Source organism: Aliirhizobium wenxiniae (genome assembly GCF_019511445.1).
Lineage (GTDB): Bacteria > Pseudomonadota > Alphaproteobacteria > Rhizobiales > Rhizobiaceae > Neorhizobium > Neorhizobium wenxiniae_A.
The window spans coordinates 1-12,236 of record NZ_JAEUAN010000026.1 but is presented as its reverse complement, the minus strand read 5'-3'; the positions used below and the strand labels follow the sequence as shown (position 1 = coordinate 12,236).

At 60.4% G+C, this 12,236-nt stretch carries 9 protein-coding genes and 1 pseudogene; 6 read left to right on the top strand and 4 right to left on the bottom strand.

All coding sequences use genetic code 11. The annotated features are described in order from the left end of the window. Nucleotide 1: 1 nt before the first annotated feature. Both JNB91_RS25205 and JNB91_RS25200 read right to left on the bottom strand, forming a co-directional pair. Nucleotides 2-349, bottom strand: coding sequence for an antibiotic biosynthesis monooxygenase family protein (locus JNB91_RS25205; protein ID WP_220328233.1), 348 nt, complete (start codon nucleotides 347-349; stop codon nucleotides 2-4). Beyond that, entirely contained in the window at nucleotides 346-687 is a 342-nt protein-coding gene (locus JNB91_RS25200) for an NIPSNAP family protein (RefSeq protein ID WP_220328232.1), read from the bottom strand. The genes JNB91_RS25205 and JNB91_RS25200 overlap by 4 nt, the downstream gene beginning before the upstream one ends. Before the next feature lie 115 nt (nucleotides 688-802). Between JNB91_RS25200 and JNB91_RS25195 the strand changes: the two genes are divergently transcribed. Both JNB91_RS25195 and JNB91_RS25190 read left to right on the top strand, forming a co-directional pair. After that, a complete protein-coding gene (locus tag JNB91_RS25195) occupies nucleotides 803-1,489 on the top strand; it encodes an ArsR/SmtB family transcription factor (protein ID WP_220328231.1) in 687 nt (228 codons plus the stop codon). 110 nt (nucleotides 1,490-1,599) lie between these two features. Continuing rightward, complete coding sequence (locus JNB91_RS25190; RefSeq protein ID WP_220328230.1) at nucleotides 1,600-2,289, top strand: HAD family hydrolase; 690 nt, start codon at nucleotides 1,600-1,602, stop codon at nucleotides 2,287-2,289. A gap of 1 nt (nucleotide 2,290) precedes the next feature. On the opposite strand, the gene JNB91_RS25185 is transcribed toward JNB91_RS25190, so the two are convergent. Both JNB91_RS25185 and JNB91_RS25180 read right to left on the bottom strand, forming a co-directional pair. Next, nucleotides 2,291-5,116 (bottom strand): autotransporter outer membrane beta-barrel domain-containing protein, encoded by a 2,826-nt coding sequence (locus tag JNB91_RS25185; RefSeq protein WP_223218381.1) that lies wholly within the window; start codon nucleotides 5,114-5,116, stop codon nucleotides 2,291-2,293. Nucleotides 5,117-5,249: 133 nt separating this feature from the next. After that, complete coding sequence (locus tag JNB91_RS25180) at nucleotides 5,250-5,726, bottom strand: PilZ domain-containing protein (RefSeq protein WP_223218380.1); 477 nt, start codon at nucleotides 5,724-5,726, stop codon at nucleotides 5,250-5,252. Between the two features lie 212 nt (nucleotides 5,727-5,938). On the opposite strand from JNB91_RS25180, the gene thrC reads away from it, so the two are divergent. From thrC to JNB91_RS25160, 4 genes and pseudogenes are all read left to right on the top strand, one after another. After that, entirely contained in the window at nucleotides 5,939-7,333 is a 1,395-nt protein-coding gene (gene thrC, locus JNB91_RS25175; RefSeq protein WP_220328229.1) for a threonine synthase, read from the top strand. Between the two features lie 22 nt (nucleotides 7,334-7,355). Next, nucleotides 7,356-8,651: a M16 family metallopeptidase gene (locus JNB91_RS25170; RefSeq protein WP_220328228.1), complete on the top strand. Its 1,296-nt coding sequence runs from the start codon at nucleotides 7,356-7,358 to the stop codon at nucleotides 8,649-8,651. A gap of 18 nt (nucleotides 8,652-8,669) precedes the next feature. Continuing rightward, complete coding sequence (locus tag JNB91_RS25165; protein WP_220328227.1) at nucleotides 8,670-9,281, top strand: GNAT family N-acetyltransferase; 612 nt, start codon at nucleotides 8,670-8,672, stop codon at nucleotides 9,279-9,281. Nucleotides 9,282-9,379: 98 nt separating this feature from the next. After that, nucleotides 9,380-12,190 (top strand): annotated as a pseudogene (locus tag JNB91_RS25160) (EAL domain-containing protein); the annotation flags it as partial. Nucleotides 12,191-12,236: the final 46 nt, after the last annotated feature.

Here is a 12,236-nt window from a genome sequence, read left to right as displayed (position 1 = left end):
GTTACGCAGCATGCACCTCGCGGCTGTCCGTCGGTGCTTCAGCCCGCTCGAACATGCCGTAGTCACGAAGGACGTGGCCGATCCGCAGACGGTAATCGGCAAAGATGCCGTTGCGACCGGCGGCTTGGGCGGCGCGGTGCGCCTCGACATTGCGCCATGCCTTCACCGCCTCTTCGTCGCGCCAGAAGGAGAGCGACAGAAGCTTGCCGCGCAGGGTGAGGCTTTCGAAACGCTCGATCGAGATGAAGCCGTCGATCTTTTCAAGCTCGGAGCGCAACTCGCCGGCCAGATCGAGATAACGGTGGCGTTCGCCCATATAGGGCACGACTTCGAAGATGACGGCGATCATAGTTTTTCTCCCCTCTCCATCGGCGCGCCGTGCGGCAGCGACATGTTTTTGAGAAAGATGCGGTCTTCCTTGAGGATGAAACGCTCGCGCTTGGCGAATTCGTAATTCTCGCGGCCCAGCGGATCGACGGCCAGCCGGGCGCGGTAGGCCTCATAGGCCGCCAGGCTCTCGATGTTGTAGATGCCGTAGGCGGTGGTGGCCGATCCTTCATGCGGACCGAAATAGCCGATCAGATCGGCACCGTTGCGCGGGATCGACAGACCCCAGGCTTGGGCATATTGTTCAAAACGGTCGCGCTTGAACGGGTCGATCTCGTAACGGATGAAGCAGGTGATCATGGCATTTCCCTTGGGTTCGTTTCCTCGTGACGGGCTCCTTCTGCCATGCCGGTCAACCACGATGCTTCGATAGCGATCGAAGTATCGATGGCAAAAACATGCTAGAAGCCTTCGCATGAACGAAGGTCCAGACATTGCCCAGATTGCCTCTCTGATCGGCGACCCTGCCCGCGCCAACATGCTGGCCGCGCTCACCGGTGGGCGGGCGCTGACCGCGACGGAGCTTGCCGGCATCGGCGGCATCACGCTGCAGACGGCGAGCACGCATCTTTCCAAGCTTGAGGCCGGCGGGCTGTTATCGCAGCGCAAACAGGGGCGGCATCGCTATTTCGCGCTGGCCGACGAGGCTGCTGCCCGGCTGATCGAGACGATGATGGGATTTGCCTCAAGCCGCGGACATCTACGCTATCGGCCCGGACCGAAGGATCCGGCGCTCAGGAAGGCGCGGGTCTGCTACGATCACCTTGCCGGCGATTTTGGCGTGCGGATGCTCGACAGCTTCGTCTGCCATGGCGAGATCGCATCGGATGGGGAAAACCTTACGATGACGGAAAAGGGCCGCGCGCAGCTTTCAGCATTCGGCATCGATCTCTCGAGCCTTGCCTCCAGCCGGCGCCCCTTGTGCAAATCCTGTCTCGACTGGAGCGAGCGCCGGTCGCATCTGGCAGGAACGCTGGGCAAGGCGCTGCTTGCCCATATGCTCGACAAGGGCTGGGCGCGGCGCAGCGAGGATAGCCGGGCGATACTCTTTTCTCCCGAAGGAGAGCGAAAGTTTTTGCTGCAGTTTCCACTTGATCCTTAAATGTCAAAGCCTCCCGTCCCGATTGACCCAGCCATGCGACCGTACCGGTTGAGCTTCTGGCACCCATCCGCTAGAAGGCGGCTGACGTCTTAAAAGGGTATATCTCCATCATGAGCGGTTTCGACCTCATTCTCTTCGATTGCGACGGCGTGCTCGTCGATTCCGAAATCATTGCAGCAAAGGTGGAATCCCAGCTGCTGACGGAAGCCGGGTATCCGATCAGCGTCGAAGAAATGGGCGAACGCTTTGCCGGCATGACCTGGAAGAACATCCTGCTGACCATCGAGAAGGAAGCCGATATTCCGCTTTCCGCCTCGCTGCTCGACAAGTCGGAAAAGCTGCTCGATGCCCGGCTGGAACGTGAAGTGAAGATCATCGACGGCGTGAAGTTCGCGCTTGCCCGACTGACCACCCAGCGCTGCATCTGCTCCAATTCCTCAAGCGCGCGGCTGGACATGATGCTGACCAAGGTCGGCCTGAAACCCTATTTCGCCCCGCATATCTATTCGGCCAAGGATCTGGGCCCGGATCGGGTAAAGCCGAAGCCGGATATCTTCCTGCATGGTGCACAGCAGTTCGGCGTCGATCCGTCGCGCTGCCTCGTGGTCGAGGATTCCACCCACGGCGTCCACGCTGCAAGGGCTGCCGGCATGCGGGTCGTCGGCTTTACCGGCGCATCGCATACCTATCCGAGCCATGCCGACCGCCTGACGGATGCCGGTGCCGAGACGGTGATCTCGCGCATGCAGGACCTGCCGGCCGTGGTCGCCGCACTCGGCGAATGGGCCGACGCGATCTGATTTAGAAATCTACGACAAGACTGGCCTTTGCCGCGTGTGCGGCAAAGGAATGGGCGAATTCGCCCGAATAGCTGAGTTTTACGCGCGCAGTCTTCGAAATCTGCGCGGTGAGCGAAGCCTCCAGCACAGCCGTATCGCGCGGCAGCGAAACACCTTCGATGACGAAGGGACTGCCGGACGAGAAGGCAAACCGCGAAGACGGCGTCAGATCGCCGATCGCGTGACGCCAGCCGAACATGCCTGAAAGCGTCGTCGGCAGATCGGCATTGCCGATATCGGCCGACCACCGGAGGCCGAGCGTCGTCAGCGTCACGTCATCCATACTGCCATTTGCCGAAAGCGCTGCCGCACCGCCGGTTTCGCGAAAACCATCGGTCTCGAGATTGATATAGGCGAGGTTGGCGAAGGGCTCGAGCGTCAGCTGCCCGATCTTGTCGCGCCAGCCGAGATCGGCAAAGACCTGCCGCGTCGCGCTTCGATAATCGGCCTCGAGCTGATCCTCGAAGGAACCGAATGCGACACTCCGTTCGGTCGAGATATCGTTCTTCGAATAGATCGCGCCCGTGGTGAAGTTGAGCTTTCCCCATTCGGCTGCCGCGTAAAGACCGGCGCTGTAGCTGTCCCAGTCGGCATCGCTGCCCGCAGACGCATTCGTGTAGCCGAAGAGGCCGCCGATCCGCCAATGCTCGGAAACGTCGCCATCGACACCGGCGATCAGGCCCGCGACATGGCCGTTGATGTCTGCCGCGTTGCCGTCGCTGTCGAAGCGGTCGGTCGCGGCGATCCCGGTCATCCAGAAGCTCGGCCCCCCTTCGGTTTCCTTAACCGGCACATTGCCGTTGATCCGGTCGATCACCGCCTCGCGGGCAAGGCCTGCCTGCTGCAGCAACTGGCTTTTCAGCGAGGCATGCAACTCGCCGCTCAGCTGCGAGAAAGCATCGCGGGCACCGGCGGCATTGAGTGGAAGGACACCGAGGAGGATGGGGCTTGTCGGGTCGAGAGATTGCACCGCTTCGGCCGTCGCACGGGTGTTTTGGGTCTCGGCCACATCGGCAAAATCGACATCATTACGGTAGAGGCCGAGCGTGATGGATGTCGGATCGTAAGACAATATCGGCGACAGAAAGGCCAGATCTGAATTGACCTCGTCGAATTCGCCGATGACATCATCACCGGTCAGGATCGTGTAGGTGGTCCCAGGTGCATAAGTCCCTGCGCCCGCCAAAACTTCCACCGTGCCGCCGTCGATGGTCACGGTTCCTGTTGCATTCAGACGGTCGGAAACACCGGATGCATCGGCTTCGACCTGATAGGTCGAGCCTTCCTCGAAGGTGACGTTACCGTTTACAGCGACGGTCGCGATGCCCGGACCCGGCGCGAATGTCCCACCGGAGCCGACGGTCAGCCCGCCGATCGCGCCGGAGCCTGCCAGCACGCCATCCGAACCGATCGTGATCGCGCCGCCGACAGTGCCGTCATTGACCAGCGTGCCACCGACGACCGTCGCACTGCCGGTAATCGTGCCAGTGCCATTGTTAACGAAAGTCCCACCGGTATTGGTCAGCGATGCAATCGTGCCGGCATTCGAGACGCTGCCTGAATTGGTGACATCGCCTGCCGTCGCCCCCGTATTGTTGACGAAACTCGCTGCCGCCGCGACATCGACATCGGTGACGACGAAATTGTTGACCACCATGCCGCCGGTGATCACCGTATCGCCGGTGATCGAGCCATCGTCATTATTGGTGAAGGTGCCGCCGATATTGGTGAGTGAGGCGATCGTGCCGGCATTCGAAGAATTGCCGGCATTGGTGACATTTCCAGCGGTCGCACCGGTATTGTTGACGAATATCGCGGCAGCCGCGACATCCACATCGGTAACGACGAAATTGTTGGTCACCGTGCCGGCGGTAATAACCGTATCGCCGGTAATCCTGCCCTGATCATTGTTGGTGAAGGTGCCGCCGGTGTTGGTGAGCGAGGCAATCGTGCCGGCATTGGACGAGGTGCCGGCATTGATAACCGCTCCCGCCGTCGCGCCGGTATTGTTGACGAAGATCGCGGCCGCCGCGACATCCACATAGGTGACGACGAAATTATTGGTGACCGTGCCGCCGATGACATTCGTCTGACCGGTGATCGTGCCGCCGTCATTGTTGGTGAAGGAACCGCCGGTATTGGTGAGCGAGCCGATGGTGCCGGCATTCGACGACGTACCAGCATTGGTGACGTTGCCGGCCCGACCGTCCGAATTGTTGACGAATTCCGCGGCGGCCGAGACATCGACATCGGTGACGACGAAATTGTTGGCGAGCTTGCCGCCGTCGATCACGGTCTTGCCGGTGATCGTGCCGTCATTGACGGTCTCGCCGCCGGTCATATGAAGCTTGCCGTCCAGTGTTCCGGAATTGGCGATATTGCCGCCGCTCATCTCGATATCGGAAGAGAGTTGCCCGCCGGTGGAGATTTCAAGCCGGCCTGTTCCCGAAAGGCTTGTACCGCCTATGGCCGAGAGATCGGCATCGACATGCAGCGTGCCGCCGGAAACATCAATCGTGCCGACCGTCGTATCCGTCGAGACGGTCGGTATGCCTGAACCGATTGCAGCACCGCCGGTTGGGCCGGGTGCTGCCGGCGTCCAGTTGGCATCGTTGGAAAAATCACTGTCGGATGCGCCGGTCCAGGTGGATTGCGCCGAGACGGCAGCCGGCAGCAGCCACGCCACCGAAACGATGGCCGTGCATAATTTGAGACGCCGTTTCGCGCCCGCCGAGATCGCCGGAGCAGACATTCCCACCTCACCAGAGCCGTCAAGGCGAAGCGCCATTAACGATCTGCTAATATGAGTTAAGGAATTATGGTTAACGGAGACTTAATACCGACCGCAGATGCGGCCGGATACGCTTCTTTTCGGCGTGACATCGACGCGCAGTCGCGACACAGCTTTTGCAATGCTGAGATCAGGAGCGGCGCGGCTTCTTAGCCGGACCGTTGTCGAAGCCGAGACGGACGCGGGTGAAGCGCGTTGCGCCGCCGGCGGCGTTGGGGATCTGGACGTCGGCCTTGGAGAAGATGAACTGCGTGCCGCCGGCCGGCATGTCGACCGGGAAAGCTACCTTCTGGGTGTAAAGCACGTTGTCGCCATCGACCACTTCAACCAGAACCGGCAGGGTGACAGAACCCGGCTTGCCTGCTGGCCCCTGCACGACGCGGCCCTGGGCGACGACATTGATGGTCATCGTCGTTTCGTTGGCCGTGCACTGGCGCGTCGCGTCGTTGAACGAAGCCTGGAACAGAAGCTTGTCCTGGTTATCCTGCCCACCGCGCGCGTAGGTGCGATAGATAGCATCCTGATCACGCATCACGACCTGTGGGCAATAGGCCTGGACGACGGCCTGAACCGGCTGCGCATTGGCAGAAGCAGCGTTGGAACTCATGTCCAGTCCCTGCGAAGCAGAATTGCAGCTGGCCAAACCAGCCACCAAAGACAACGTCAGAAAACCGCGAGAGAACTTGCCAACCACGTTACTCAACCCTTTGCAGCCTCGTTTCTGATACGGTACCGACCCGGCATTTTCCGGTCTTTCACCGCCGATTTCGATAGTCTATATCAGCGGTCGGAACAAAAATCGATTAGGGATTCAAGGTCGTGGAATACATTTCTACCCGGGGTACAGCACCCGCTCTCGGCTTCCGTGATGCGCTCATGGCAGGTCTGGCAAAAGACGGCGGCCTGTATGTCCCGCGCAAATGGCCCACCCTTTCGAAAAAACAGATCCGTGCCCTGCGCGGAAAATCCTATCAGGAAGTCGCTTTCGAGATCCTGTCGCTTTTCGTCGATGGCGAGATTGCCGACGACAAGCTGCGCGGCATGATCGATGAAGCCTATGCCACCTTCCGCCATCCGGCTGTGGTGCCGCTGGTGCAGGTCGGGCCGAACGATTTCATTCTCGAACTCTTCCACGGCACGACGCTCGCGTTCAAGGACGTGGCGATGCAGTTGCTCGCCCGCCTGATGGACCACGTGCTTGCCGAGCGAAACGAGCGCGCGACGATCGTCGGCGCCACCTCAGGCGATACCGGCGGTGCGGCGATCGACGCCTTTGCCGGCCGCGAGCGCACCGATATCTTCATCCTCTTCCCGCATGAAAAGGTCTCGCCGGTGCAGCAGCGCCAGATGACCTCCTCGACCGCTTCGAACGTGCATGCGATCGCGGTGAAGGGCAATTTCGACGACTGCCAGAACCTCGTCAAAGAGATGTTCAACGACGCCGCCTTCCGGGACAAGGTCAAGCTTTCTGGCGTCAATTCAATCAACTGGGCACGCATCATGTCCCAGGTCGTCTATTATTTCACCGCCGCTCTCTCGCTCGGCGGACCCGATCGGAAAATCTCCTTCACCGTGCCGACCGGCAATTTCGGTGATATCTTTGCCGGATATGTCGCCAAGCAGATGGGCCTGCCGATCGACCGTCTCGTCATCGCCACCAATGACAACGATATCCTGGCGCGAACGCTGAAGACCGGCCGTTACGAGATGAAGGGCGTCAAGGCGACGACCTCGCCTTCGATGGATATTCAGATCTCGTCCAATTTCGAACGCCTTCTGTTCGAAGCCTATGATCGTGACGATGCCGCCGTGCGCCGCTCGATGGACGGGCTGAAGCAATCCGGCTCCTTCGAGATCAAGGAAAAGGCGTTGAAGGCGATCAAGCGAGAATTCCGCGCCGGACGAGCCACGGAACGCCAAGTTGCCGCCACAATTCGCGAGACGCTTGCCGCCACCGGCTATCTTCTCGATCCGCACACAGCAACCGGCGTCTTCGTTGCTGCCAAGAACGCCAAGCCATCCAGCCCGATGGTAACGCTGTCGACCGCCCACCCGGCCAAATTCCCGGCGGCCGTAAAATCCGCTTGCGGAATTGATCCGGCGCTCCCATCATGGCTGTCTGATCTCATGCAAAGGGAGGAGCGCTTCGATATACTTGAACCGGAGCTGAAAGCCGTCGAAACCTTTATCGGCAGCAACGCACGAGCCAAGTAACAGCGCGCCGGAAAGACATAGTATGAATGTAGAGATTACCCGGCTCCCCTCCGGGCTGACTGTCGTCACCGAAAGCATGCCGCATCTTGAAAGCGTGGCTCTCGGCGTTTGGATCAAGTCGGGGTCTCGTAACGAGACCGCAGAAGAGCACGGTATCGCGCACCTGCTCGAACACATGGCCTTCAAGGGAACCGCGCGGCGCAGCGCCCGCGACATCGCCGAGGAAATCGAGGATGTCGGCGGCGAGCTGAATGCCGCGACGTCTACCGAGACCACGTCCTATTATGCCCGTGTCCTTAAGGATCACGTACCGCTGGCGGTCGATATTCTCGCCGATATCCTGACGGAATCCGCTTTCGACGAAGAAGAGCTGCGGCGCGAAAAACACGTCATCCTGCAGGAGATTGGCGCAGCCAACGACACGCCGGACGATGTCGTGTTCGACAAGTTCTCCGAAGTCGCCTATCGCGACCAGACGATCGGGCGCGCCATCCTCGGCACACCGGAACGGGTGAAAAGCTTCACGCCAACGCAAATTCGCGGATATCTATCGCGCAACTACACGACGGACCGGATGTTCGTGGTGGCAGCAGGCGCCGTCGATCACCAGACCTTCTGCAAACAGGTCGAGGAACGGTTTGCCGGCCTCCCCCAGGTTGCCAGCGCGCCGCCGGTCTTCGATGCCGCCCGTTATATCGGCGGCGACATACGCGAAGAACGCGACCTCATGGATACGCAGGTCCTGCTCGGTTTCGAGGGCAAAGCCTACCACATGCGTGACTTCTACTGTTCGCAGATTCTGGCCAATATTCTCGGCGGGGGCATGTCTTCCCGCTTGTTCCAGGAAGTGCGCGAGCATCGCGGTCTCTGTTATTCCGTCTATGCCTTCCACTGGGGCTTTTCCGATACAGGCATTTTCGGCATCCATGCCGCAACCGGCGCCGACGACCTGCCGAAGCTGATCCCCGTCATCATCGACGAGTTGCACAAGGCGGCTGACACGATCCATCAGGTGGAAATCGACCGCGCCCGCGCACAGATCCGTGCGCAGTTGCTGATGGGCCAGGAAAGCCCGGCTGCGCGCGCTGGCCAGATTGCCCGCCAGATGATGCTATACGGCCGTTCGATCCCGAATGAAGAGATGATGGAGCGCTTGGCAGGCATCACCACCGAGCGCCTCACGGATCTTGCCGGACGTCTGTTCTTCGATACCGTGCCGACGCTTTCTGCCGTAGGACCGATCGAAAAGCTTGCCCCGATGTCCGACATTGCGGCAGCTCTTTCGTCTCCGGTTCCTTCGGCAAAAGCGGCCGGCTGACCAGAGGCGCCGAAGCGAATGGGTAGATCGGTGTTCCGGTTCCTATCCCGTCAACCGGACACACCAGAGTTATCCGGGCCTCGGCATCTGCTGAGGCTGCCGCATAACTCCGACTATAAACATTGGTACAGGCTGCGGTCCGAGAGCCGCAGCTTCCTGCAGCCATGGGAGCCGACTTGGCGGGCAGATGAACTGACCGAGAGTTCTTTTCGTGCACGTGTCCTGCGTGCACACCAGGAATGTTCATCGGGATTAGCCATGCCGATGCTGCTTTTCCGCAGGGAAGATATGGAACTTCTCGGAGGCCTCACCATCGGCTACATCCGTCGCGGCGCTGCCCAGAGCTGCATGATCGGATACTGGATGGGCGAAAAACATGCGGGCCAAGGCCATATGTTGGCCGCATTGAGAGTGGCAATCCCGTATATCTATAGCGGACTTCAGTTGCACCGGATCGAGGCAGCCTGTATTCCGGAAAATTGGAAAAGCATCCGGCTATTGGAAAAAGCCGGCTTCGAGCGGGAAGGTCTTTTGCGGAAGTATCTGAAAATAAATGGCGAGTGGCACGACCACATGATGTTTTCCCGGTTGCCGGAAGACGGCGAATTCGGGAAAATGGTCGGGCCATGATCGAAAGTATGCGTTTTTGTTCTGCGTATCGGGCCTCTGGCCTGAAACTCCTGCTGCTGACAATCGTCGCCATTCTGGCGTTCGGGCTTAACGGCGCGCGCGCGGCTGAACCTGTCAAGATCTCCCGCGACGACACGGCGCTTGACCTGACAGCAACGACCGACATCTACGCCAACCAGGGCGAGGCGTTCCAGGTTTCCACCGCGGCAGGCGGCGATGGCATCCGGCGACGTATCGAGGTACGTTCCAGTAATCCCGGCCACCAGGGCGACTGGGCGGTTTTTGCCTTGTCCAACGTTTCGGAAGAACAGCTGGAGCGCGTGATTGTCGCACCGCATTTCCGCCTCGTAGGCTCCAAAGTGTTCTGGCCGGACCTTGGTTCACAACGCATCACAGCGATCACGCCTTCCGAAGGCTTCTCACTCGACCGTCTGCCAAGCCCTGACGCGGACGTGTTCCGCATCACGCTCAATCCCGGCTCGACGATAACGTTCGTAGCAGAACTGGCCAGCCCTTCTCTGCCGCAGATTTATCTCTGGCAACCGGATGCCTACAAGGACACGGTCAACTCGTTCACACTCTATCGCGGCATCGTGCTCGGCATTGCCGGTCTGCTGGCGGTGTTCCTGACCATTCTTTTCGTCGTCAAGGGAACCTCGATGCTGCCGGCTGCGGCAGCCCTCGCCTGGGCGGTGCTGGCCTATATCTGCGTCGACTTCGGCTTTCTCGACAAGCTGATCACCATTACCTCCAGCGACCAGCGCATATGGCGCGCGGGCGCGGAAGTGGCGCTCGCCTCCTCGCTCGTCATCTTCTTGTTCACCTATCTCAATCTCAACCGCTGGCACGTGCATCTCGGATACGCGACGCTGGCCTGGGTTGTCGGCCTTGTTCTGCTCGGCGGCGTGGCGATCTATGATCCCTCGGTCGCAGCCGGCATCGCCCGGCTTTCCTTCGCACTGACGGGAACGGTCGGCATCGCGCTGATCATCTATCTCGGTTTCAACCGCTATGACCGCGCCATCCTATTGGTGCCGACATGGACGCTGATCCTCGTCTGGCTGTTCGGCAGCTGGCTGACGGTGACGGGGCAGCTCGACAACGACATCATCCAACCGGCACTCGGTGGCGGTCTTGTCCTGATCGTGCTTCTGATCGGCTTTACCGTCATGCAGCACGCCTTTGCCGGCGGCGCCTATCAACAGGGACTTTTCTCCGATCTGGAACGCCAGTCCCTGGCGCTGACGGGTTCGGGCGATACGGTCTGGGACTGGGATGTGGCGCGCGACCGCGTCGTCACCACGCCGGATATTTCCGGCCGTCTGGGTCTTGAACCCGGCGCGATGCACGGCCCGGTGCGCAACTGGGTCCCGCGCCTTCACCCCGATGACCGCGACCGGTTCCGTGCCACGCTCGACGTGCTGCTCGAACATCGCCGCGGCCGCCTGCATCACGAATTCCGCATCCGCGCCGAAGACGGGCATTTCCACTGGCTGCAAATCCGTGCCCGGCCGGTACTCGGTTCCAATGGCGAAATCATCCGCTGCGTCGGCATCATCATCGATGTGACGGAGCAGAAGAATTCGGTCGAACGACTGTTGCAGGATGCGTTGCACGACAACCTGACAGGCTTGCCGAACCGCCAGGTCTTCCTCGACAGGCTGCAGGGCGTGCTCACACTTGCCGCCAGCGGCGACAGCGTGCGCCCGACGGTGATGGCGATCGACCTCGACCGCTACAAGCAGGTCAATGACTCACTCGGCATTGCCGCCGGCGACAACATGCTGATCGCACTGACGCGCCGCCTGCGCCGGCTCTTAAAGCCGCAGGATACGCTGGCGCGTCTTGCCGGTGACCAGTTCGGCCTGATCCTGGTCTCCGAGCGAGACCCGGCCAAGATCGCCGATTTCGCCGATGCGGTTTCGCAGGCAATCATGGTGCCGATCAACTACGCCAATCGCGAGATCGTTCTCACCGCATCGATCGGGCTTGCCTCGTTTGTCGACCAGCAGGAAAGCGCTGCCGGCCTTCTGGCGGATGCCGAACTTGCCATGTACCGGGCGAAACGCGGCGGCGGCAACAAGGTGGAGCCGTTCCGGCCGATCTTCCGCACATCGAGCACCGACCGGCTGCAGATCGAAACCGACCTTCGCCGCGCGCTGGAACGCAAGGAACTGTCGCTCGCCTATCAGCCGATCATCTCTTTGAAGGATGGCGAGATCGCGGGCTTCGAGGCCCTGATGCGCTGGGACCATCCAAAGCGCGGCATGATCCCGCCGGCAGAATTCATCCCGATTGCGGAAGTTTGCGACCTGATCGGCCCGCTCGGCGTGTTCGCCATGGAACGCGCAGCAAGCGATCTCGTTTCGTGGCAGGAACAGACCGGCGAAGTGCCGATCTTCGTTTCGGTCAACCTGTCGAGTGCGCAGCTTTTAAACGCGGATCTCTATAACGACGTTCGGGCGCTTCTCTCCAAGACGCAGGTCAATCCTCACCAGCTGAAGCTGGAACTGACCGAAAGCCTGATGATGGAAAACCCGGAACAGGCGCGGCTCATTCTGGCCAAACTCAAAGAAACCGGCATTAGCCTGGCGCTCGACGATTTCGGCACAGGTTACTCCTCGCTTGCCTATCTGACCCAGTTCCCGTTCGACATGATCAAGCTCGACAAGGCGCTTGTGGGCGACATGAGCGAAAAGGGTTCGATCCTGCTCCGCTCGGTCATTGCCATGGCCCGCGGGCTGGAGATGACGGTCGTTGCCGAAGGCATCCAGACCGACGAGGACGCGATGGAACTTGCCAAGATGGGCTGCCACTACGGCCAGAGCTACCTCTTCGGCCCGCCTGCCTCCAGCGAGGCAATGATGCGGCTGCTGAAGGAACGGTTTCCGCTGACGAAGCGGGCTTAAGCAGCGAAGTCCACGCTGGATTCGCAAACAAGGCCCCTCCCAACCC

Excerpts from the sequence above, each read along its gene's own strand:
- JNB91_RS25205 (WP_220328233.1), bottom strand. The coding sequence starts at position 349 with ATGATCGCCGTCATCTTCGAAGTCGTGCCCTATATGGGCGAACGCCAC.
- JNB91_RS25200 (WP_220328232.1), bottom strand. The coding sequence starts at position 687 with ATGATCACCTGCTTCATCCGTTACGAGATCGACCCGTTCAAGCGCGAC.
- JNB91_RS25195 (WP_220328231.1), top strand. The coding sequence starts at position 803 with ATGAACGAAGGTCCAGACATTGCCCAGATTGCCTCTCTGATCGGCGAC.
- JNB91_RS25190 (WP_220328230.1), top strand. The coding sequence starts at position 1,600 with ATGAGCGGTTTCGACCTCATTCTCTTCGATTGCGACGGCGTGCTCGTC.
- JNB91_RS25185 (WP_223218381.1), bottom strand. The coding sequence starts at position 5,116 with ATGGCGCTTCGCCTTGACGGCTCTGGTGAGGTGGGAATGTCTGCTCCG.
- JNB91_RS25180 (WP_223218380.1), bottom strand. The coding sequence starts at position 5,726 with ATGAGTTCCAACGCTGCTTCTGCCAATGCGCAGCCGGTTCAGGCCGTC.
- JNB91_RS25170 (WP_220328228.1), top strand. The coding sequence starts at position 7,356 with ATGAATGTAGAGATTACCCGGCTCCCCTCCGGGCTGACTGTCGTCACC.
- JNB91_RS25165 (WP_220328227.1), top strand. The coding sequence starts at position 8,670 with ATGGGTAGATCGGTGTTCCGGTTCCTATCCCGTCAACCGGACACACCA.